The 20041-nt window shown below is 71.5% G+C and carries 17 protein-coding genes; 9 read left to right on the top strand and 8 right to left on the bottom strand.

The window, feature by feature from the left end; genetic code table 11:
• The first annotated feature begins 68 nt into the window (after positions 1–68).
• Both SNOUR_RS23710 and SNOUR_RS23705 read left to right on the top strand, forming a co-directional pair.
• Complete coding sequence (locus SNOUR_RS23710; protein ID WP_067350587.1) at positions 69–1091, top strand: acyl-CoA desaturase; 1023 nt, start codon at positions 69–71, stop codon at positions 1089–1091.
• A gap of 13 nt (positions 1092–1104) precedes the next feature.
• Positions 1105–1791, top strand: coding sequence for a TetR family transcriptional regulator (locus SNOUR_RS23705; RefSeq protein ID WP_079143526.1), 687 nt, complete (start codon positions 1105–1107; stop codon positions 1789–1791).
• A 148-nt stretch (positions 1792–1939) separates the two neighbouring features.
• On the opposite strand, the gene SNOUR_RS23700 is transcribed toward SNOUR_RS23705, so the two are convergent.
• The gene (locus tag SNOUR_RS23700; RefSeq protein WP_067350583.1) at positions 1940–2761 is read right to left on the bottom strand and encodes a trans-aconitate 2-methyltransferase; all 822 of its coding nucleotides are present in this window, start codon (positions 2759–2761) and stop codon (positions 1940–1942) included.
• A gap of 202 nt (positions 2762–2963) precedes the next feature.
• On the opposite strand from SNOUR_RS23700, the gene SNOUR_RS23695 reads away from it, so the two are divergent.
• The 3 genes from SNOUR_RS23695 to SNOUR_RS23685 all read left to right on the top strand — a co-directional run bounded on the left by SNOUR_RS23695 (position 2964) and on the right by SNOUR_RS23685 (position 6499).
• On the top strand, positions 2964–3461 hold the full coding sequence (locus SNOUR_RS23695) for a MarR family winged helix-turn-helix transcriptional regulator (protein ID WP_067350580.1): 498 nt from the start codon (positions 2964–2966) through the stop codon (positions 3459–3461).
• Between the two features lie 81 nt (positions 3462–3542).
• Positions 3543–4358 carry an SDR family NAD(P)-dependent oxidoreductase gene (locus SNOUR_RS23690; RefSeq protein WP_107407306.1) on the top strand — a complete coding sequence of 272 codons (816 nt, stop codon included), beginning with the start codon at positions 3543–3545 and terminating at the stop codon, positions 4356–4358.
• A 122-nt stretch (positions 4359–4480) separates the two neighbouring features.
• A complete protein-coding gene (locus tag SNOUR_RS23685) occupies positions 4481–6499 on the top strand; it encodes a beta-galactosidase (RefSeq protein ID WP_067350574.1) in 2019 nt (672 codons plus the stop codon).
• 31 nt (positions 6500–6530) lie between these two features.
• On the opposite strand, the gene SNOUR_RS23680 is transcribed toward SNOUR_RS23685, so the two are convergent.
• The 4 genes from SNOUR_RS23680 to galT form a co-directional block, all read right to left on the bottom strand.
• Positions 6531–7313 (bottom strand): response regulator transcription factor, encoded by a 783-nt coding sequence (locus tag SNOUR_RS23680; RefSeq protein WP_067350571.1) that lies wholly within the window; start codon positions 7311–7313, stop codon positions 6531–6533.
• Positions 7314–7559: 246 nt separating this feature from the next.
• On the bottom strand, positions 7560–8735 hold the full coding sequence (galK, locus tag SNOUR_RS23675) for a galactokinase (RefSeq protein ID WP_067350568.1): 1176 nt from the start codon (positions 8733–8735) through the stop codon (positions 7560–7562).
• A gap of 50 nt (positions 8736–8785) precedes the next feature.
• On the bottom strand, positions 8786–9787 hold the full coding sequence (gene galE / locus SNOUR_RS23670; protein WP_067350565.1) for a UDP-glucose 4-epimerase GalE: 1002 nt from the start codon (positions 9785–9787) through the stop codon (positions 8786–8788).
• Complete coding sequence (gene galT / locus SNOUR_RS23665; RefSeq protein ID WP_067350562.1) at positions 9784–10830, bottom strand: galactose-1-phosphate uridylyltransferase; 1047 nt, start codon at positions 10828–10830, stop codon at positions 9784–9786. Before galT ends, galE begins: the two co-directional genes overlap by 4 nt.
• A 305-nt stretch (positions 10831–11135) precedes the next feature.
• On the opposite strand from galT, the gene SNOUR_RS23660 reads away from it, so the two are divergent.
• Entirely contained in the window at positions 11136–12842 is a 1707-nt protein-coding gene (locus tag SNOUR_RS23660; protein ID WP_067350560.1) for a sodium:solute symporter family protein, read from the top strand.
• A 14-nt stretch (positions 12843–12856) separates the two neighbouring features.
• Complete coding sequence (locus SNOUR_RS23655; RefSeq protein ID WP_067350557.1) at positions 12857–13165, top strand: hypothetical protein; 309 nt, start codon at positions 12857–12859, stop codon at positions 13163–13165.
• Here SNOUR_RS23655 and SNOUR_RS23650 read toward each other — a convergent pair.
• Entirely contained in the window at positions 13162–13884 is a 723-nt protein-coding gene (locus tag SNOUR_RS23650; RefSeq protein WP_067350555.1) for a response regulator transcription factor, read from the bottom strand. The genes SNOUR_RS23655 and SNOUR_RS23650 overlap by 4 nt on opposite strands.
• Before the next feature lie 183 nt (positions 13885–14067).
• Positions 14068–15870 carry an ABC-F family ATP-binding cassette domain-containing protein gene (locus SNOUR_RS23645; RefSeq protein WP_067350552.1) on the bottom strand — a complete coding sequence of 601 codons (1803 nt, stop codon included), beginning with the start codon at positions 15868–15870 and terminating at the stop codon, positions 14068–14070.
• A gap of 845 nt (positions 15871–16715) precedes the next feature.
• On the opposite strand from SNOUR_RS23645, the gene SNOUR_RS23640 reads away from it, so the two are divergent.
• Together SNOUR_RS23640 and SNOUR_RS23635 are read left to right on the top strand one after the other, a co-directional pair.
• The gene (locus SNOUR_RS23640; RefSeq protein WP_067350549.1) at positions 16716–17636 is read left to right on the top strand and encodes a DNA-binding protein; all 921 of its coding nucleotides are present in this window, start codon (positions 16716–16718) and stop codon (positions 17634–17636) included.
• A gap of 242 nt (positions 17637–17878) precedes the next feature.
• Positions 17879–18469, top strand: coding sequence for a Uma2 family endonuclease (locus SNOUR_RS23635; RefSeq protein WP_067350546.1), 591 nt, complete (start codon positions 17879–17881; stop codon positions 18467–18469).
• A 21-nt stretch (positions 18470–18490) separates the two neighbouring features.
• Here SNOUR_RS23635 and SNOUR_RS23630 read toward each other — a convergent pair whose 3' ends face one another.
• A complete protein-coding gene (locus SNOUR_RS23630) occupies positions 18491–19930 on the bottom strand; it encodes a hypothetical protein (RefSeq protein ID WP_067350544.1) in 1440 nt (479 codons plus the stop codon).
• Positions 19931–20041: the final 111 nt, after the last annotated feature.

Raw genomic sequence — 20041 nt, 5'->3', positions numbered from 1 at the left:
TACGAAACCGTAGGTTACGGTCCCGTAGGCCGTAGCCGTGCCCCCGAGCCCCCGACGAGGGACACCACATGACCGCTGGTCCGAAAGCCGTGGAAGAGTCACCCATGCCGCTCGACACTCCCGCCGGTTCTTCTGCCGCCTCCGCCCTGCCGTCCGCGACGCTGGGCGGCGAGCAGCGCAGATCGCTGGAACAGATCACCCTGCTGTTGTTCATCACCGTGCCGTTCCTGGCCCTGGTCGCCGCGGTGCCACTGGCCTGGGGCTGGGGCGTGAGCTGGCTGGACCTCGGGCTGATGACCGCGATGTACTACATCGGTTGTCACGGCATCACCATCGGCTTCCACCGTCACTTCACACACGGCGCCTTCAAGGCGAAGCGTCCGCTGCGGATCGCGCTGGCGATCATGGGGTCGATGGCGGTGGAGGGGCCGCTGGTCCGCTGGGTCGCCGATCACCGCAAGCACCACAAGTTCTCCGACGCGGAGGGTGATCCGCACTCGCCGTGGCGGTACGGCGAGACGGTCCCGGCCCTGATGAAGGGCCTGTGGTGGGCACACGTCGGCTGGATGTTCGACGAGGAGCAGACGCCGCAGCACAAGTACGCGCCGGACCTGATCAAGGACCGGGCGATCCGCACGGTCTCCCGCCAGTTCGTCCTGTGGACGACGGTGTCCCTGCTGATCCCGCCGCTGGTCGGCGGGCTGGTGACATGGTCCTGGCAGGGCGCGCTGACCGCGTTCTTCTGGGGTTCCCTGGTCCGGGTGGCGCTGCTGCACCACGTCACGTGGTCGATCAACTCCATCTGCCACGCGGTCGGCAAGCGCCCCTTCAAGTCCCGCGACCGCTCCGGCAACGTCTGGTGGCTCGCGGTCCTGTCCTGCGGCGAGTCCTGGCACAACCTGCACCACGCCGACCCGACCTGCGCCCGGCACGGCGTGCTGAAGGGGCAGCTGGACTCCAGCGCCCGGCTGATCCGCTGGTGCGAGCTTGCGGGATGGGCGTACGACGTGCGGTGGCCCACCGCGGACCGGCTCGACGCCCGCCGCCAGGACGGCGCCCGGGGCGAGGAGAGGGCCCCGCTGGGGGCATGATTGACGAGTGGCGATCGACAGCAGTGCGAACAACGGCAGCAAGGGAAAGTCCTCCGGGTCCGCGTCCTCGGGGGGCCGGCGGGCCCGGCGGGTGCGGATGACCGGCGCGGAGCGCCGTGAGCAGTTGCTGGACATCGGCCGCACGCTCTTCGCCGAGCGCGGCTACGAGGGCACGTCGGTGGAGGAGATCGCGGCGAAGGCCGGGGTCTCCAAGCCGGTGGTCTACGAGCACTTCGGCGGCAAGGAGGGGCTGTACGCGGTGGTCGTGGACCGCGAGATGCGGCAGCTGCTGGACATGGTGACCGGCGCGCTGACCGCGGGGCATCCGCGGGAGCTCCTCGAACAGGCGGCGTTCGCGCTGCTCGACTACATCGAGACGTTCACCGACGGCTTCCGGATCCTCGTCCGCGACTCCCCCGTCGCCCAGTCGACGGGCACCTTCGCGTCGCTGATCAGCGATATCGCCACGCAGGTCGAGGACATCCTGGGCCTGGAGTTCAAGGCCCGCGGCTTCGATCCGAAGCTGGCGCCGCTGTACGCGCAGGCCCTGGTCGGCATGGTGGCCCTGACCGGCCAGTGGTGGGTCGACACCCGCAAGCCGAAGAAGGCGGAGGTGGCGGCGCACCTGGTGAACCTGGCGTGGCACGGGCTGGGGAATCTGGAGCCCAAGCCGCGGTTGATAGGGCACCGCAAGAACTGAGGTCGCCCCGCCGAGGGGCCGCGCCGTACCGGCGCGCAGGGCGCCGCGCGGATCCGCGCCGGCCTCGAACCAGCAGCCTTCTCCTGCCTCCCCAGGCCGGCGGCGAGCTGGATGTGGTCGAGGCCGGTGCTCATTGCGGAGCGTCCGGTCAGTGGGTGGTCTTCTGGGCTACGGCGAAGATGCGGCGGAACGGGAAGACCGTGCCGTGGCGGCCGGTCGGGTAGGCGCGGCGCAGGGCGTCGCGGTATTCGGCGAGGAAGGCGTCGCGGGCCTCCGGATCGTCTTCGAGGGCGGTGAGGACGGGGCGCAGGGCCGTGCCCTTGACCCAGTCGAGGACCGGGTCGTCGCCCTGGAGCAGTTGGACGTAGGTGGTCTCCCACACGTCGGTGGAGCAGCCGAGGTCGGTCAGGCGCCGCAGGTAGTCGGCGGGTTCGAGGATGTGGACGAAGCGGCGGCCGTGCCGGTCGAGCCGGTCGCGCCACTGGGGCGAGTCGCACAGTTCGCCCAGGAGGGCGTGGCTGGGCGAGGTGAAGTTGCCCGGGACCTGGAAGGCGAAGGTGCCGCCGGGGGTGAGGGCGTCGATCCAGCGGGCGAAGGAATCCGGGTGGTTGGGGACCCATTGCAGGGCCGCGTTGGAGACGATCAGGTCGTAGGGCTCTTCGGGAGTCCAGGTGGCGGCGTCGCCGGGGGCGAAGTCCAGGTGGCCGCCACCGGGGGTCGGGCCGGCGTAGGACTCGGCCTCCTTGAGCATCTCGGGAGAGTTGTCGAAGCCGGTGATGTGCGCGTCCGGCCAGCGGTCGGCGATCTGGACGGTGACATTGCCGGGGCCGCAGCCGAGATCGGCGATCCGGGCGGGGCGGTCGGGGCGGGGAAGTTGCGGTATCCGGGGGAGCAGGTCGTGGAAGGGCCGGGTGCGGTGACCGGAGTGGTGGAGATACTGCTGCGGATCCCAGGTCGGTACGTCGTGCATGTTCGATAACCCCTTTGCTCGTACAGGGCCGGCACGGGTTTGCGGTGCATCGATCCGAACAGTGTTCGGTCGACTTCTGGCCATCTCGAATGGATTCCGAGCTCGCGGCCACGATGCCCAGTAGTCCAGTAAAATATATCTCGACGTCGAGATGCTTGCCATCAAGAGACTTTACGTCGACAGACCCTTTACACTGATCGCCATGGAGGACGAGGTCGATCGACTGGTCGCAGCATGGCGCCGCGAGCGCCCGGACCTCGACGTGGAGCCACTGGAGGTCCTCAGTCGCGTCTCCAGGCTGGCCAGGCACCTCGACCGGGCCCGCCGTCTCGCGTTCTCCGAGGTGGGCCTGGAGCCCTGGGAGTTCGACGTGCTGACCGCGCTGCGGCGCGCCGGCGCGCCCTACCAGCTCTCCCCCGGCGCACTGCTCACCCAGACGCTGGTCACCTCCGGCACGATGACCAACCGCATCGACCGGCTCGCCAAGAAGGAGTTGGTGGAGCGTCTGCCGGACCCCAGCGACCGGCGCGGCGTGCTGGTCCGCCTGACGGCCAACGGCCGTGACAAGGCCGACGAGTCGCTGGCCGCGCTGCTGACACAGGAGCGCGCCATTCTGGCCGAGCTGTCGCGCACGCAGCGCCACGAATTGGCCGGTCTGCTGCGTCGGTTGACCGGACCGTTTGACAACGTGCCGAGTTAAGGCCATAGGGCCATAAGGCCATAGGTCCACGCGACCGGCGTCCTCTTGCCGGGCCGGCCCGGGGTGGGCTTGGATCATGGCATGAGCCAGCAGGGGACGGACGGGGCGCCAGTAGGTCCGTACTACGGCGGCGGGGGCAGACGGAGGCGGCGGTTCGCGGGGCGGACGGTGCTGGTGACCGGGGCCGCCGGCGGCATCGGAGCGGCGACCGCGGACCGGTTGGCGGCCGAGGGCGCCGCGGTGCTGCTGCTGGACATCGACGACGCCCGCGGGGAACGCACCGCGCGACGCATCCGGGCGGCCGGTGGACGGGCCTCCTACGAGCACTGCGACGTGGCCGGCGAGGACGACTGGCGGCGGGCCGTGGCCGCGGCACACACCCGCTACGGGCCGGTCGACGGCCTGGTCAGCAACGCCTACCTGCCGCACATGGCACCGGCCGACCGGACCTCGCCGGAGGACTGGGACCGGCAGTTGGGGGTGAATCTGACCGGGGCGTTCCTGGGCGTGCGGGCGGTCCTGGCGGACCTGCGGGCGCGCGGCGGCGCGGTGGTGCTGACGTCGTCGGTGCACGCGCTGGTGGGGCTGCCGGGGCGGCCGGCGTACGCGGCGTCCAAGGCGGGCCTGACCGGTCTGGGGCGGCAGCTGGCGGTGGAGTACGGGCCCGAGGTGCGGGTCAACTGCGTGCTGCCGGGGCCGGTGCTGACCGCCGCGTGGGACGGCATCGACGAGGAGCAGCGGCGGGCCAGCGCGGCGGAGACGGCGGCCCGGCGGCTGGGGCGGCCCGAGGAGGTCGCGGCGGCCATCGCGTTCCTGCTGTCCGAGGAGGCGTCGTTCGTGACGGGGGCGAGCCTGGTCGTGGACGGCGGCTGGAGTGTGTACAAGAACTCCTCGTGAGGCAGACCTGAAGGGGACGGCGCTCCACGGGCGGTCGTGGCGGGCGGCGCCCGTGACGTGGCGCCGCGGTGTGCCCCAGGGCCGCCCGGCGCCGGAATCCCGTATGCGAGCCAGGGGGTCCGATGGGCATCCGATTCGGCGGCGACTACAACCCCGAGCAGTGGCCGGAGGAGGTGTGGGCCGAGGACCTGGAGCTGATGAAGGCGGCCCACGTCACCATGGTCACGGCCGGGATCTTCTCCTGGGCGAAGGTCGAACCCCGGCCGGGGGAATGGGACTTCGGGTGGTTCGACCGGGTGCTGGACGGGCTGGCGGGCGCCGGGATCGAGGTGTGTCTGGCGACCATGACCGCGTCGCCGCCGCCGTGGTTGAGCCGGGCGCACCCGGAGATCCTGCCGGAGGGGCCGGACGGGCAGCGCCGCTGGCCGGGCGCGCGGCAGCACTTCTGCCCGTCCAGCCCGGTGTACCGGGCGCACGCGGTGCGGCTGGTGGAGCAGTTGGCGACCCGGTACGCCGACCATCCGGCGCTGGCCATGTGGCACGTGGGCAACGAGTACGGGTGCCACACCCGGCAGTGCTTCTGCGACGTGTCGGCGCAGGACTTCCGGCGCTGGCTGCGGGAGCGCTACGGGACCGTCGCGGCGCTCAACGACGCCTGGTCGACGTCGTTCTGGTCGCAGGCGTACGGGGACTTCGCGGAGGTGCTGCCGCCGCGGACCGCGCCGACGTTCGCCAATCCGGCGCAGCAGCTGGACTATCTGCGGTTCGGCGACCAGGCGCTGAAGGACTGCTATCTGGCCGAGCGGGCGGTGCTCGACCGGCTGACGCCGGGGGTGCCGGTGACCACCAATCTGATGCCGCAGCACAAACCGGTGGACGCGTTCGGCTGGGCGCCGTCGATGGACGTGGTGGCGCTGGACTTCTACCAGGACCCGTACGTGCCGGACGACCACGTCCGGGCGGGTTACGTCTTCGACCTGATGCGGTCGGCGCGCGGCGGGCAGCCGTGGCTGCTGCTGGAGCAGGCGGCCGGCGCGGTCAACTGGCGGCCCCGCAACGGGCCCAAGCCGCCCGGCGCGATGCGGCTGTGGAGCTGGCAGGCGGTGGCGCAGGGCGCGGACGCGGTGCTGTTCTTCCAGTGGCGGCAGTCGAGGGGCGGGGCGGAGAAGTTCCACTCGGCGATGCTGCCGCACGGCGGGACGGACACCCGGATCTTCCGTGAGGTGTGCGAGCTGGGGCGGGAGTTGGCGGCGGTGCCGGGGATCGAGGGGACCCGGTCGCGGGCTTCGGTGGCGCTGCTGGCGGACTGGCAGAGCTGGTGGGCCCTGGAGCTGGACTCCCGGCCGTCCGCCGCGCTGGACCACTCGCACAGCGCGCTGGCGCACTACCGCCCGCTGTTCGAGGCGGGGGTGGCGTGCGACGTGGTGCCGCCGGACCGGGACCTCACGCCGTACCCGATGGTGGTGGTGCCCAACCTGTACCTGCTGACGGCCGACCACGCGGCGCGGCTGGCGGCGTACGTCCGGGGCGGCGGCCACCTGGTGGTGTCGTTCTTCTCGGGGATCGTCGACGCGTGCGACCGGGTGCACCCCGGGGGCTATCCGGGCCCGCTGCGGGAACTCCTGGGGCTGCGGGTGGCGGAGTTCTGGCCGCTGGCGGAGGGGGCGTCGGTGGCGGTGGGGGGTGCGGGAGCCCACGGCGGGCGGGCCGACCTGTGGACGGAGGAGATCGTGCCGGCGGGCGCGGAGGTGGTGGCGCGGTTCCTGGACGGGGAGCTGGCCGGGCGGCCCGCGGTGACCCGGCACGACTACGGGCGGGGCACGGCCTGGTACCTGGGCACCCGGCTCGAACCGGCGCTGCTGCGGGCCCTGTTGGACGACGTGCGGGCCGCGGCGGGAGTGGCGCCGGTGCTGCCGGGGCTGCCGGCAAGGGTGCAGGCGACGGTGCGGGAGGGCGCCGGGGGCCGGTATGTGTTCCTGCTCAACCACGGGTGCCGGGCGGTGGAGGTGCCGCTGCCGGAGCCGCTGCGGGACGCTCTGGCGCCCCGGGCGGCGGCGGTGACGCGGGTGGAGCTGGCCGCCCGGGGCGTGGCCGTGCTGACCGGTCCGGGTCCGGAGGGCGGTGGGGGCGCCGCGGGGTGATCCGTCCGGGCCGTCGGGCCGGGGCCGGGGGTCAGGGCACCGTCAGCGGGCCCGCCGCGGCCCCTTCGAGCTCGGCGGGGCCGACGCCGGCCCGGCGCGCCAGGGCGACCGCGGCGAGGGTGGAGTGCACGCCGAGCTTGCCCAGCACGTTCTGCATGTGGGTGCGGACGGTGTGCGGGGAGAGGAAGAGCCGCTCGGCGACCGCCTTGCGGCCCAGCCCCGCGACCATGCAGCGCAGCACCTCGCGTTCGCGCGGGGTCAGCGACTCCACCAGCCGTTCGCTCTCGGTGCGGTGCTTGCGGGCCGCGGTCAGCTCCCGCAGGACGCCGGTGAGCAGGGCGGGCGGCAGATGCGTCTCGTCGCGCAGGACGCCGCGGATGACGGCCAGCAGCCGGGAGAGCGAGGAGTCCTTGGCGACCCAGCCGGAGGCACCGGCCTGGAGGGCGGCGGCGGCCCGGCGCGGGTCGTCGCGGTCGGCGAGGACCACGGTCCGCAGGTACGGGTGGCTGGTGCGCAGGCCGGAGACGAGCGCGATGCCGTCCATCGGGCCGCCGCGGGGCGGGCTCTCACGGGGCGCGCCGTCGCGGGCGGTCCCCTGGGCGGGCACCGCGAGCAGCGGTGCGGCCAGGTCGGCGTCGGCGAGCAGGACATCGAAGCGGCGGCCGTCGGAGGCGGCCCGGTCCAGTGTGCGCAGCGCCGCCGGGGCGCTGCCCGCCGCGGCGACGTCCACGTCCACCTCCGCGGCCAGTGCGGCCGCCAGGGATTCGGCGAAGATGCGGTGGTCGTCGACCACCAGAACCCGGATTCGTTGCACAGAGACCCCCTGTCTCGGTGAACGGACCATAGCGGGCCCGGCGCCCGGTTTGAAGATCGCCTCAGCCGCACGGCTGACGCCGCGGCCCCGGCCACCCGCCCCGGGCGTGCTCCCCCACGGTCTCGCCCCCTGGTCGACACCGGCCCCCACCGGCGCTGGTGACAGCGTACGGACGGGGTGCGGCGGGGGAAGGTGATTGACGAAAGTGGCGGGGGCGCACGGCGGCAGGCGGGAGGTTGACGGGGCCTACACCGCCAGGCGGTGGGCGCCGGGGCCCGGGACGGCCGGGAAGATCCGCGGGGCGGTGTGGCCGGCGGCGGCGAACGCCGCGTACAGCGCCTCGGTGACCGCCGGTGCGGCGTCCTCGTCGACGAGGACGAGGGCGGAGCCGCCGAAGCCGCCACCGGTCATCCGGGCGCCGAGCGCGCCGGCGGCGCGGGCGGTGTCGACGGCGAGGTCGAGTTCGGCGCAGGAGATCTTGAAGTCGTCGCGGAGGGAGGCGTGTCCGGCGGTGAGCAGGGGGCCGATGGCACGGGGGTGACCGGCGTCGAGATGGGCGACGGTCTGTTCCACCCGGTGGTTCTCGGTGACGATGTGGCGGACCAGGGCCTGGACGACCGGGTCGCCGGCGAGCGTGTCCAGGGCCGCGGACAGATGCGCGTACGGGACGTCGCGCAGCGCACGCACGCCGAGCGCCCGCGCGCCGCGTTCGCATCCGGCGCGCCGCTCCGCGTATGCGCCGTCGCCCAGTTGATGGCGGACCCGGGTGTCGACGACGAGGAGGCACAGCCCCTCCGCCGCCAAATCGAACGGAACGTGGCGGCGGGTGAGGTCGCGGGTGTCGAGGAAGAGGGCGTGGCCGGCGGTGCAGCAGGCGGCGGCGGTCTGGTCCATGATCCCGCAGGGCACGCCGACGAAGGCGTTCTCGGCGCGCTGGGCGAGCCGGGCCAGCTCCTCGCGGGGCAGCCCCAGGCCGTGCAGGTCGTCGAGGGCGAGCGCGGTGGCGACCTCCAGGGCGGCCGAGGAGGAGAGGCCGGCGCCGAGCGGGACGGTGCTGGTGTAGTGCAGGTCGGCGCCGCCGACCGGCAGGCCGGCCGCCCGCATCGCCCAGGCCACGCCCGCCGGGTAGGCGGCCCAGCCGGCCCCGGCGGACGGCGGGCGGAGCTCGTCGAGGCGCAGCTCGACGACGCCGCCGTCGGCGCCGGCGGAGTGCAGCCGCAGCACCCCGTCGGTGCGGGGTGCGGCGGCGGCGAGGGTGGTGTGCGGGAGGGCCAGCGGCATCACGAAGCCGTCGTTGTAGTCGGTGTGTTCACCGATCAGGTTGACCCGGCCGGGGGCCGCCCAGATGCCGGTGGGCTCCGCCCCGTACACGGCGCGGAAGGCCGCCGCCGTTTGCCGTGCGCCGTGCGCCGTGTCTGTCACGTGGGTTCCTTCGTGCTGTCGGCTCGGGGCTCCGCCCCGGCCCTTGGTCCTCAAACGCCGGACGGGCGGGAGTTTTCCGGATGGGAGGTCTCCGGGCCGGCGGTGGCCTGCGCGAACTCCCAGGCGTCGGCGACGATTCCGGCCAGGTCGGTGCGGGTGGGGCGCCAGCCGAGGCGGTCGGTGGCGGTCCGTGCGGAGGCGACCAGGACGGCGGGGTCCCCGGGGCGGCGCGGGGCGGCGACCTCGGGGACGGGGTGGCCGGTGACCTTGCGGACGGTCTCGATCACCTCGCGGACCGAGAAGCCGTTGCCGTTGCCGAGGTTGCAGATGAGGTGTTCGCCCGGGCGGGCCGCCTCAAGGGCGAGGAGGTGGGCCTCGGCGAGGTCGGCGACGTGGATGTAGTCGCGCACGCAGGTGCCGTCCGGGGTCGGGTAGTCGTCGCCGTAGACGGAGATCGCCTCGCGGCGGCCCTGGGCGACCTGGAGGACCAGCGGGATGAGGTGCGACTCGGGGTCGTGGCGCTCGCCGCAGCCGCGGTAGGCGCCGGCGACGTTGAAGTAGCGCAGCGAGACGGCGGCCAGGCCGTGCGCGGCGGCCTCGCCGCCGATCATGTGGTCGACGGCGAGCTTGCTGGCGCCGTAGGGCGAGGTGGGGGCGGTCGGGTCGGTCTCGGTGATCGGGGTGCCGACCGGCTCGCCGTAGGTCGCGGCGGTGGAGGAGAAGACGAGGGTGCGCACGCCGGCGGTGCGCATCGCGGCGAGCAGCGCCATGCTGCCGCCGACGTTGTTCTGCCAGTACTTCTCGGGCTTGGCCACGGACTCGCCGACCTGGGAGAACGCCGCGAAGTGCAGGACCGCGTCGTAGGAGGCGTCGAGCCAGCGGGCGGCGTCGTGGAGGTCGCCCTCGACGAACGCGGCGCCGGCCGGGACGGCGGCGCGGAAGCCGGTGCTGAGGTTGTCGAGGACCGTGACGGTGTGTCCGGCCTCCAGCAGGTGCTGGGCCACCACGCTGCCCACGTAGCCCGCTCCGCCCGTCACCAGGTACTTGCTCATGGCTTGCTCGCTGCCTCTCGCAGTCGGTCGGCCGCGATCTCCGGCGGCACGTCGTTGATGAACACGTTCATGCCGGACTCGGAACCCGCGAGGAACTTCAGCTTGCCGGAAGTCCTGCGGACGGTGAAGAGCTCTAGGTGGAGCGCGAATTGGGAGCGGTCCGCGGCGTGTACGGGCGCCTGGTGCCAGGCGGAGATGTACGGCGTCGGGGGCGCTTCCGGGCCGAAGATCCGGTCGAACCGCCGCAAGACTTCCAGGTAGATCTGTGGGAACTCTGTGCGGGCGGGCTCGTCGAGGGCGACCAGGTCGGGGACCCGGCGCCTGGGGTAGAGGTGCACCTCGTAGGGCCAGTGGGCGGCGTACGGGACGAAGGCGACCCAGTGGTCGCCGTCGAGGACGACCCGGCGGCCGTCGGCGCGTTCGCGCGCGACGACGTCGTCGAAGAGGTTGCGGCCGGTGGCCTCGCGGTGCGCGGCGAGCGAGGCCAGCATCCGCTCGGTGCGCGGGGTGACGAAGGGATAGGCGTAGATCTGGCCGTGCGGGTGGCCGAGGGTGACGCCGATCTCGGCGCCGCGGTTCTCGAAGCAGAAGACCTGGGCGACGCCGGGGCGCCGGGAGAGCTCGGCGGTGCGGTCGGTCCAGGCGTCGAGGACGAGGGCGGCCTGGTCCTCGGTGAGGTCGGCGAACGAGGCGTCGTGGTCGGGGGTGAAGCAGACCACCTCGCAGCGGCCGTGCTCGCCAGCCAGGGAGGGGAAGCGGTTCTCGAAGACGGCGACGTCGTAGCCGTCGGCGGGGATCTCGGTGTGCCGGCCCTCGCGCGAGGGGCACAGCGGGCACTCGTCGGCCGGCGGGTGGTAGGTGCGGCCCTGGCGGTGGGAGGCGATCGCGACGGCGTCGCCGAGCAGCGGGTCGGCGCGGACCTCGGCGGCGGTGGCGACCGGGTCGAGGGGGCGGGGGTCGGTGGCGGTGCGGACGGTGTCGTCGGACGCGTCGTAGTAGATCAGCTCCCGGCCGTCCGCGAGCCGGGTCGTCGTCTTCTTCACCGGGAGCTCCTCACCATGGCGGCCACACCACCCAAACACAAACAAACACAATGAAGCACAATCGAACACCATCGTCAACGCGCGACGTTGATCGCTCCGTTGGGTTCATGGCGCGACCCCACGGCCTCAGATAACGGCCATAACGGATAAATAGCGACACATTCAAAAACCATCGCCCATGATCCAACAACTGAATCAAACAAAACTATTCAGTTTTCGGACGACTGTGCGTACGTTTTTGTGCGTTCGCTTCGCGCACACCGCTGCGCCCCCCGAAAAGGCAGTACTCCCCGGAAAGAGGGCCCATGATCACTCTGGCCGACGGGCTACGACTCCCGACCAACGGGCTCGACTACGCGATCTTGGCCATCTACTTCGTCGTCGTCCTCGGCATCGGCTTCGCCGCCCGGCGCAGCGTGAAGACGAGCCTGGACTTCTTCCTGTCCGGGCGGTCGCTGCCCGCCTGGGTCACCGGGCTCGCCTTCGTCGCCGCCAACCTCGGCGCCACCGAGATCCTCGGGATGGCGGCCACCGGCGCGCAGTACGGCGTCGCGGTCGTCCACTGGTACTGGATCGGCGCCATCCCGGCCATGGTCTTCCTCGGCCTGGTCATGATGCCCTTCTACTACCGCTCGAAGGTCCGCTCCGTACCGGAGTTCCTGCTCCAGCGCTTCGACAGGTCGGCGCACCTGCTCAGCTCGATACTCTTCGCCTTCGCCGCCGTCCTGATCGCGGGCGTCAACCTCTACGCCCTGTCGATCGTCGTCGAGGCGCTGCTCGGCTGGCCGCAGTGGGTGGCCATCGTCGTCGCCGGGCTCTTCGTCCTCGCCTACATCACCGTCGGCGGACTCTCCTCGGCGATCTACAACGAGGTGCTGCAGTTCTTCGTGATCCTCGCCGCGCTCATCCCGCTGGTCGTCCTCGGCCTCAAGCGGGTCGGCGGCTGGGGCGGCCTGAGCCACTCGCTCACCTCGTCGCACGGCCACAACTTCCTGACGGCCTGGGGCGGTACGGGCATCGGCCAGGCCAACCCGCTGGGCGCCAACTGGCTGACGATCATCCTCGGCCTGGGCTTCGTGCTCTCCTTCGGCTACTGGACCACCAACTTCGCCGAAGTGCAGCGCGCGCTGTCCGCGAAGAACCTCTCCGCCGCCCAGCGCACCCCCCTCATCGCCGCCTTCCCGAAGATGTTCATCGTCTTCCTGGTGATGATCCCGGGCCTGGTCGCCGCCGTCCTCGTCCCGAAGATCGGCGCCCCGGGCGGCCTGCAGTACAACGACGCGATCCCCTACCTCATGCAGGAGCTGCTGCCCAACGGCGTACTGGGCATCGCCGTCACCGGCCTGCTCGCCGCCTTCATGGCCGGCATGGCCGCCAACGTCTCGTCCTTCAACACCGTCTTCACGTACGACATCTGGGCCAAGTACGTGAAGCCGGGCCGGCCCGACGGGTACTACCTGCGCTTCGGCCGGCTGATCACCGCCATCGGCGTACTGGCCTCGATCGGCACCGCCTTCATCGCCTCGTCGTTCTCCAACATCATGGGCTACCTCCAGACCCTGTTCTCCTTCTTCAACGTGCCGATGTTCGTGGTCTTCATCATCGGCATGTTCTGGAAGCGGGCCTCGGTGAAGTCCGGTGTCTGGGGCCTGCTCGCCGGCACCACCGCCGCGATGCTCAACTACTTCTGGATCTACAAGCAGGGCATCATCGCCATCCCCACCGACCAGGGCGCCAACTTCGTCTCCGCGATCGTCGGCTTCGTCGCGGGCGCGCTCGTCATGGTCGTCGTCACGCTCTTCACCGAGCCCAAGCCGGAGGCCGAGCTGGCCGGGCTGGTGTGGGGAACGACCACGCCGGGCCTTGAGGAGCCTTCCCCAAGCTCTCGACTTCGTTCGAGCAGGGGATACCCCATCGCCGAGGGTGACGCCGCCTGGTACCGCAAGCCCGCGCTGCTCGGCTGGGGAGCCGTCGTCCTCGCCGCACTCTGCTACCTGCCCTACTCGCTCTGACCGGAGACCACGCCATGTCCGAACTGCACAACGAAGTGAGCGAGTTGGAGCGCACGTCGGCCACCGCGACCCGGCTCTTCGACATCCGGCGCGTCATCGGCGGCCTGTTCGTCGTCTACGGCGTGCTGGTCACCATCGCCGGACTCACCGCCTCCGACGCCGACCTGCGCAAGGCCCAGGGCATCAACATCAACCTCTGGACCGGCCTGGGCATGCTCGCGCTCGGCCTGTCCTTCCTGGTGTGGCTGAAGCTGCGGCCCACCGTCCCAACCGCCGCGGAGGACCTTCCGGACCTCCCGGAGAAGCCCGGCGCCCGGTCCTAGGACCGGGTGGACCGCTCCGGCCCCGACCCGCCCGACGGGCCCTGGCCCGACCGGGACCGCTGGACGCGTTCCAGCAGGCCGGTCCGGGCGGCCAGCGCGGCCGCCTCCAACCGGGAGCCCACCTCCAGCTTCATCAGCACCCGCTGGACGTGGGTGCGGGCGGTGCTCGGGGCGATCGCCATGCCGGCCGCGATCACCCGGGTGTCCTCGCCCTCCGCGACCCGGATCAGCACCTCCACCTCGCGCGGGGTGAGGAGCTGGAGCAGCCGCGCCCCCTCGTCGTCGGGCTGGACGGCGGGGTGCAGCAGCTCCCCGAACGCCTGCTGGAGCAGTTGCGGGGCGACCGCCGCCTCGCCCGCCCGCGCCTTGAGCATCGCCCGCTCGACGCCCTCGATGCGCTCGTCGTTGCGGACGTAACCGGAGGCCCCGGCGGCGAAGGCGGCGGCGATCCCGCGCGGGCTGGGCACCGGCCCGAGCACCACCACCGCGATCTGCGGCCGTTCCTTCTTGATCCGGACGACCGGGTCGAAGACACCCGGCTCGGCCGGCCCCGCGGTGCCCAGCAGACACACCTCCGGCGACCGGCTGACCACCAGTTCCGCGGCCCCGGCGCTGGGCGCGGCGGCCGCCAGCACCCGGTGCCCCCGCAGCTTCAGGGCCGAGGCGAGCGCCTCGGCGAGCAGGCGGTGATCGTCGACGACCATGAGCCGCACGCCCATCGAGCGGACCCCCTCAACTCCCCGACTGCCCAGTCTCGCTCCGTGTGTTCCCGGGAAGCTACACGCTCGGCCGCCGATGCGCGCCCCTTAGGGGGGAGAAGACCACCGGAACGCGGGAATCCCGTCCAATCGGGGCCGATTGCCGCCCCTGTCCCGGACCCCGGACCGGTGGCCGACAAGGGCCTACGCGTCCTCGGCCAGCTCCAGCCAGCGCAGCTCCAACTCCTCGCGCTGCCCACCCAGTTCGCGCAGCTGCGCGTCCAGTCCGGCGATCTTCTCGAAGTCGGTGGCGTGCTCGGCCATCTGCGCGTGCAGCGCCGCCTCCTTCTCCCCGATCTTGTCCAGTTGGCGCTCGATCCGCTGGAGCTCCTTCTGCGCCGCGCGGTTGACGGCGGCCGGCTTCTTGGGCGCCGCGGCGGCCGGCTGGGCGGGCGCCGGCGTCGCCGCCTCGATCACCTTCTGCCGGCGCTCCAGGTACTCGTCCAGGCCGCGCGGCAGCATCCGCAGCGCCGCGTCGCCCAGCAGCGCGAACACCCGGTCCGTCGTCCGCTCCACGAAGTACCGGTCGTGGCTGATGACGATCATCGAGCCGGGCCAGCCGTCGAGCAGGTCCTCCAGCTGCGTCAGCGTCTCGATGTCGAGATCGTTGGTCGGCTCGTCCAGGAACAGGACGTTCGGCTCGTCCATCAGCAGCCGCAGGATCTGCAACCGCCGCCGCTCACCGCCGGAGAGGTCTCCGACCGGCGTCCACTGCTTCTCCTTCGTGAACCCGAACTTCTCGCACAGCTGCCCCGCCGTCATCTCCCGGCCCTTGCCGAGGTCGACCCGGTCGCGGACCTGCTGGACGGCCTCCAGCACCCGCAGCGCGGGGTTGAGCTCGGCGACCTCCTGCGAGAGGTAGGCGAGCTTGACGGTCTTGCCGACCACGACCTTGCCGGCCGCCGGCTGCTGCTCGCCCCCACTGCGGGCGGCGGCCTCCAGCGTCCGCAGCAGCGAGGTCTTGCCCGCGCCGTTGACACCGACCAGACCGATCCGGTCACCCGGGCCCAGCTGCCACGTCAGGTGCTTGAGCAGCACCTTCGGCCCGGCCTGGACGGTGACGCCCTCCAACTCGAAGACCGTCTTGCCCAACCTTGAACTGGCGAACTTCATCAGCTCGGCGTTGTCCCGCGGCGGCGGCACGTCCGCGATCAGCTCGTTGGCCGCCTCGATCCGGAACCGCGGCTTGCTGGTCCGCGCCGGCGCACCACGCCGCAGCCACGCCAATTCCTTCCGCATCAGGTTCTGCCGCTTGGCCTCCTCGGAGGCGGCGATCCGCTCCCGCTCGGCCCGCGCGAAGACGTAGTCGGAGTAGCCGCCCTCGTACTCGTGGACGGCACCGCGCTGGACGTCCCACATCCGCGTCGCGACCTGGTCCAGGAACCACCGGTCGTGGGTGACGACGACGAGCGCGGAACGCCGCGCCGCCAGATGCCGGGCCAGCCAGGAGATCCCCTCGACATCGAGGTGGTTGGTCGGCTCGTCCAGCACGATCAGGTCCTGCTCGGCGATCAGCAGCTTGGCCAGCGCGATCCGCCGCCGCTCACCACCGGACAGCGGCCCGATGACGGTGTCCAGGCCCTGCGTGAACCCCGGCAGGTGCAGATCCCCGAACAGCCCGGTCAGCACGTCCCGGATCTTGGCGTTGCCGGCCCACTCGTGATCGGCGAGATCACCGATCACCTCGTGCCGGATGGTGGCGGCCGGGTCCAGCGAATCGTGCTGGGTCAGCACGCCCAACCGCAGGTCACCGGCGTGCGTGACCCGACCGGTGTCGGCGGACTCCAGCTTGGCGAGGATCCGGATCAGCGTGGTCTTGCCGTCGCCGTTACGACCCACGACGCCGATCCGGTCGCCCTCGTTGACGCCGAGGGACACGCCGTCGAGCAGCGCACGCGTCCCGTACACCTTGTCGACGGCTTCCAGATTGACGAGGTTGGCGGCCATCTCACTCCTGCTCTGTGCATCCCCGGGTCGGGGCTCGGTCGGCCTCCAAGCGTAGTCGCCAAGGGGCGGGGGCCTTCGGGCGAGGAGGGCAGCTACCACTGCCGGGGGGCAGGGGCGGGTCGGTCACCCTTTGTGATGACGTGATCGGGATATCGCCGTTACCGTGGACTGGCAGGCCGAAAAATCCCGCCCATGGGAGGAATCATGACCGCCGAGTCCATCGAGCAGAGCCGCTGACGCATGCCCCCGCTGGACGGGTACACGGTGGACGACCTGTTCACACTGCCGAATCTCCCGCCGCACACCGACTCGACCCGATGACCAAGGCGTACGTACACATGGGCGTCCACGGCGATCGCAGCTCGGCGCCGTAGAAGCACGGGACACTGGCCGAGGGGTCGGCGTCCTTGCGAGGGGGCACAACTCACCACCGCTGCTTGCTGGTTGCCCGGTACAACGCGATTCCTCGGCACGCTACGCGCGCACGAAGATGCCGCGGGCACGATTCGCCGCAATGCGCACATGTGGGTGGCTCGCTCGGGTGCCACCGGGTCGTGCGTTCCCGCGACCCGGCGAGCCACGTCGCGGCCCGGCACGACGTAAAGGCTTAAAGGCTTGAAGACTCAGGGAAAGTACCCCTCCCAACCCCTCCGACCTCCCCGTCGTCCCGCCACCCACACGGGTGACTTGGGCCAACTCGACTGGATTTGAAGAGGGTTGACCGGCATATGCTCGCCGCGTCAAGTGCACCACCGCACACGTCCAGTGCACACATACTTCGGCCCCCGGCCGGGACGGCAATCCCGAACGAGGGCCTAACCAACTAGGAAGTCAGACCCTTCCCGATGGCTCTCAAGAACCCTAGCGCGCCTTCGCGCACCGCGTCCCGCGTTCCCGCGACGACTCCCTCGTCCGGCGTCATTCACGCCAACTCCCGTCACACCAGCCACTTCACGGTGGTCGGCAACCACCTCGCCCAGCACCGTGGACTGACGCTCGTCGCGATCGGGCTGGCCCTGCACATCCAGTCGCTGCCCGCCGGGGCGCGCATCGGCATCAAGTGCCTGGCCGCCCGCTTTCCGGAGAGCGAGGCCCGCATCGCGGCCGCGCTGCGGGAGTTGGAGGCGGCCGGGTACCTGAAGCGCACGCGGGAGCGGCTGCCGAGCGGGCGGGTGGTGACGCGCACGGTCTCGTACAACAAGCCGGGGGCAGCGCCCCACCCCATGCCCCGTCCCGCCCAACGAGCCCCGAGGCCGACACGGGAACACGCGGCGAAGCCGACGCCGAAACCCGCACCCGCAGCGGCACCAGCACCAGCACCAGCACCGGCACCGGCACCGGCACCGGCACCGCAAGCGAAACCGGCACGTGCACCGCTTCCCGCGCCGCGTCACCCCAGCCCGGACGGGACCCGCCTGGCCCACCGCATCCTCGTGGAGCTGCGGCGTGACGATCCCCGCCTGCTGCTCTCCGAGGCGGACGTGGCGCGCCTCGCCCCGGCCGTGAGCGCCTGGCTCGAACGCGAGGCGCCACCCGACGCCGTACGCCGCACCCTCAGCGCCAACCTGCCGGACGGACTCCGCAATCCGGCGGCCCTGCTCGCGCACCGCCTCACGGCGTTACTGCCGCCACCCCTCCCGGCCGCCGCCCCGCCACCCGCACGCCCGGACCCCCTCCAGACCTGCGACGGCTGCGAGCGCGCCTTCCGCGCGCCGCAACCGGGACTCTGCCGCGACTGCCGCCCCGGTCTCATGGAGGCCGCCTAGGGCGCTTCTGATGGATCTCCGTGGAAGAAGGAGCGGCGCCTGGTGCGTGCGATCGCAAGGCGCCGGGATGTCTTCATAGCGGAGCTATGGGGGCATTTCGGCAACGCCGCGAGCGTGCGTGGCAGGCGCCGCGACGCCGCGGAGATCCATCAGAAGCGCCCTAGGGCCTGTCCGATGGGTCAGGTCCTAGCATGAACGTGACGACCCTTGCCCCTGGGCACGGACGACGAGGAGCGCGCGCCATGACCATCGCCCCGGACAACGCGCAGCAGGGTGCCTCCCACCTGTACCTGACCATGCGAGATGTCATTCAGTCGATGGACGACGTCATCCCGGGGAAATTCGAGATCACCAAGGAAGGGATCGTTCACGACATGATGTCGCCGGGAGGGCCCCACGAGGTCACGGCCGCACACGTCAGCCGCCGTCTGGAGAAGCTGATGCCGGACGAGTTGCTGGCTCACAACGGCACCCCCGACGTGGAAGACGCACCCGAGGGCATCATGCGGCACCCTGACGTGATGGTGATCGCCTGGACCGATCTCGATGTCGAGGGCTCCATCGACCCCCATACGATCGTCGCCGCCATCGAGGTCGTTTCTCGGTCCAACCCGGACAACGACTGGGTGGGCAAGGTTCGCGACTACCCCTTGATCGGCATTCCGATCTACGCGGTCTTCGACCCCCGCACCGGGACCGGCGCCGTCTTCACGGACATCCACTCCACCCCCGAGGGCCCCCGCTACGCCACCCGCAAGGACTTCGTGTACGGCGAGGACGTCACCATCGCCGAGTGGACGATCTCAACGGACAAACTGCCGCGCTACCCGTGACGCCGCGCCCGCACCGCCTCCTCAGCCGACGTACTCCATCGTGATCGGGGCCGTGTTGTTCGTCAGGTCCGGGTCCGGGTGCTCCGAGTCGGGTTTCACGGAGATCGTGCCCCGCGCGCCGTCGACCCGTTTGTCGATGCGGACGCGCAGTACGGGGAGGGGGTTGTCGGGTGCCGGGCACTCGACCTTCCGGTTCTTCTCGTCGGTGTACTCGCAGAAGAGCAGTTCGCCCGCCTCGCCCTCCTGGTGCCCGATCAGGCTGACGCCCTCCGGCAGGGTCAGGTACGAGGTGCCTTCGAAGTAGCCCCCCGCGTCCATCACGCCGATCTCCCTGGTCTGGCCCACCCTGCCCTTGATGGCGAACCCGTTGACCTGCCGGTCGTATCTGCGGGTGGTGGCGAACCGCACTTCACCGGTGGCGAGTTCCCTCTCGACCTTCTTGAAGTGACTGCCGTCGGTCGGGTGGAACGCGAGCGGCGCGCCGGTTCCCCGCGGGGCCGAGTCGGGCAGCAGGTCGCGGCTCGGCGTGTTCGGGGCCGGGTACACGGTGGAAGTGATCCGGCCCTCGCTCCCGGTCCTGTCGATCGCCAGCGTGAACGGCCGGTCGGTCTCGTACGCGGCTCCCACCGGCAGGGGGCCGGGGATCGTGCACATCGCCTTCTTCGGTGCGTCGGCCCGGTCGTAACGGCAGTTGCTGTACTGCCTGTGCAGCGTCGCCTGCCCCGTGACCTCCACCACGACGTTGAGGTCGCCTTCGACGTCGGCCTCTCCCTCGTTGCCGAAGGCGGGCCTCAGCTTCAGCTCGGAGCCGGGGTCCATCCGATCGGGCGCCGCGTCCCACAGGTCCCAGCCGTCGCGTGCGGTCAAGCGCGGTGCCCCGATGACCAGTTGGGTGGTCTGCTGGACGGTGGGGGCGTTGCTGCTGCTCACGGTGATCTTCAAGGACCCGGCCGGGCCCTTCGGCGCATGGTCTCTCGGAATCAAGTGGAAGCCGACGACATCGTCGTGCGCGCCCGAGGCGATGTCCTTGGCCTTCCCCGATTCGGCGTCCTTCGGGGTGCAGGTGATGAGGGCACCGGACCACCTGCATCCCTTGCGCCTGTCCACGGCGTCGAGTGACGCCGTCACCGCCTTGGTGCCGGACAGGTCGACGGTGACCTTGAGGTTCTCGGCCTTCGCCGGCTCCCGGCCCGGGGAACGCCTGCTCGCCCCCAGGGTGACGCCGTACGGCTCGGGCCCGCCGCCCCAGGACAGCTGGCCGTCCGACGTGTCGAGCGCCCGGAGGTAGAAGGTGCCCGGCGTGTCCTGGAACGCCAGCGTCACCCCCGGGGAAGGCTTGTCCGCCCGCCCGGAGCCCCCCGCGCCGCAGGAGGTCACCGCCCCGCCGAGCACGACCAGCAGGGCGACCGCCCAGGCCGTGGTCGCGCGTCGACGCCGGCTGCCCGCTCGTGAATCCTTCATGCAAGATCAGACTCGAACACCGTGTCGAACGGTTGCCGGGCGGCGGACACGGTACGGACACGGATCGGACACGGCCCGGACGGCCTGGCGACGTCTGAATGCCCTCTGCCG

Origin of the sequence: Streptomyces noursei ATCC 11455 (assembly GCF_001704275.1) — a bacterium.
Lineage (GTDB): Bacteria > Actinomycetota > Actinomycetes > Streptomycetales > Streptomycetaceae > Streptomyces > Streptomyces noursei.
The sequence above is the reverse complement of the archived record's forward strand: the minus strand, read 5'-3'. Positions and strand labels throughout refer to the sequence as shown.

Coding starts and splice junctions, on each gene's coding strand:
- SNOUR_RS23710 (WP_067350587.1), top strand. CDS start 69: ATGACCGCTGGTCCGAAAGCCGTGGAAGAGTCACCCATGCCGCTCGAC.
- SNOUR_RS23700 (WP_067350583.1), bottom strand. CDS start 2,761: ATGCACGACGTACCGACCTGGGATCCGCAGCAGTATCTCCACCACTCC.
- SNOUR_RS23695 (WP_067350580.1), top strand. CDS start 2,964: ATGGAGGACGAGGTCGATCGACTGGTCGCAGCATGGCGCCGCGAGCGC.
- SNOUR_RS23690 (WP_107407306.1), top strand. CDS start 3,543: ATGAGCCAGCAGGGGACGGACGGGGCGCCAGTAGGTCCGTACTACGGC.
- SNOUR_RS23685 (WP_067350574.1), top strand. CDS start 4,481: ATGGGCATCCGATTCGGCGGCGACTACAACCCCGAGCAGTGGCCGGAG.
- galE (WP_067350565.1), bottom strand. CDS start 9,787: ATGAGCAAGTACCTGGTGACGGGCGGAGCGGGCTACGTGGGCAGCGTG.
- SNOUR_RS23660 (WP_067350560.1), top strand. CDS start 11,136: ATGATCACTCTGGCCGACGGGCTACGACTCCCGACCAACGGGCTCGAC.
- SNOUR_RS23655 (WP_067350557.1), top strand. CDS start 12,857: ATGTCCGAACTGCACAACGAAGTGAGCGAGTTGGAGCGCACGTCGGCC.
- SNOUR_RS23650 (WP_067350555.1), bottom strand. CDS start 13,884: ATGGGCGTGCGGCTCATGGTCGTCGACGATCACCGCCTGCTCGCCGAG.
- SNOUR_RS23645 (WP_067350552.1), bottom strand. CDS start 15,870: ATGGCCGCCAACCTCGTCAATCTGGAAGCCGTCGACAAGGTGTACGGG.
- SNOUR_RS23640 (WP_067350549.1), top strand. CDS start 16,716: ATGGCTCTCAAGAACCCTAGCGCGCCTTCGCGCACCGCGTCCCGCGTT.
- SNOUR_RS23635 (WP_067350546.1), top strand. CDS start 17,879: ATGACCATCGCCCCGGACAACGCGCAGCAGGGTGCCTCCCACCTGTAC.
- SNOUR_RS23630 (WP_067350544.1), bottom strand. CDS start 19,930: ATGAAGGATTCACGAGCGGGCAGCCGGCGTCGACGCGCGACCACGGCC.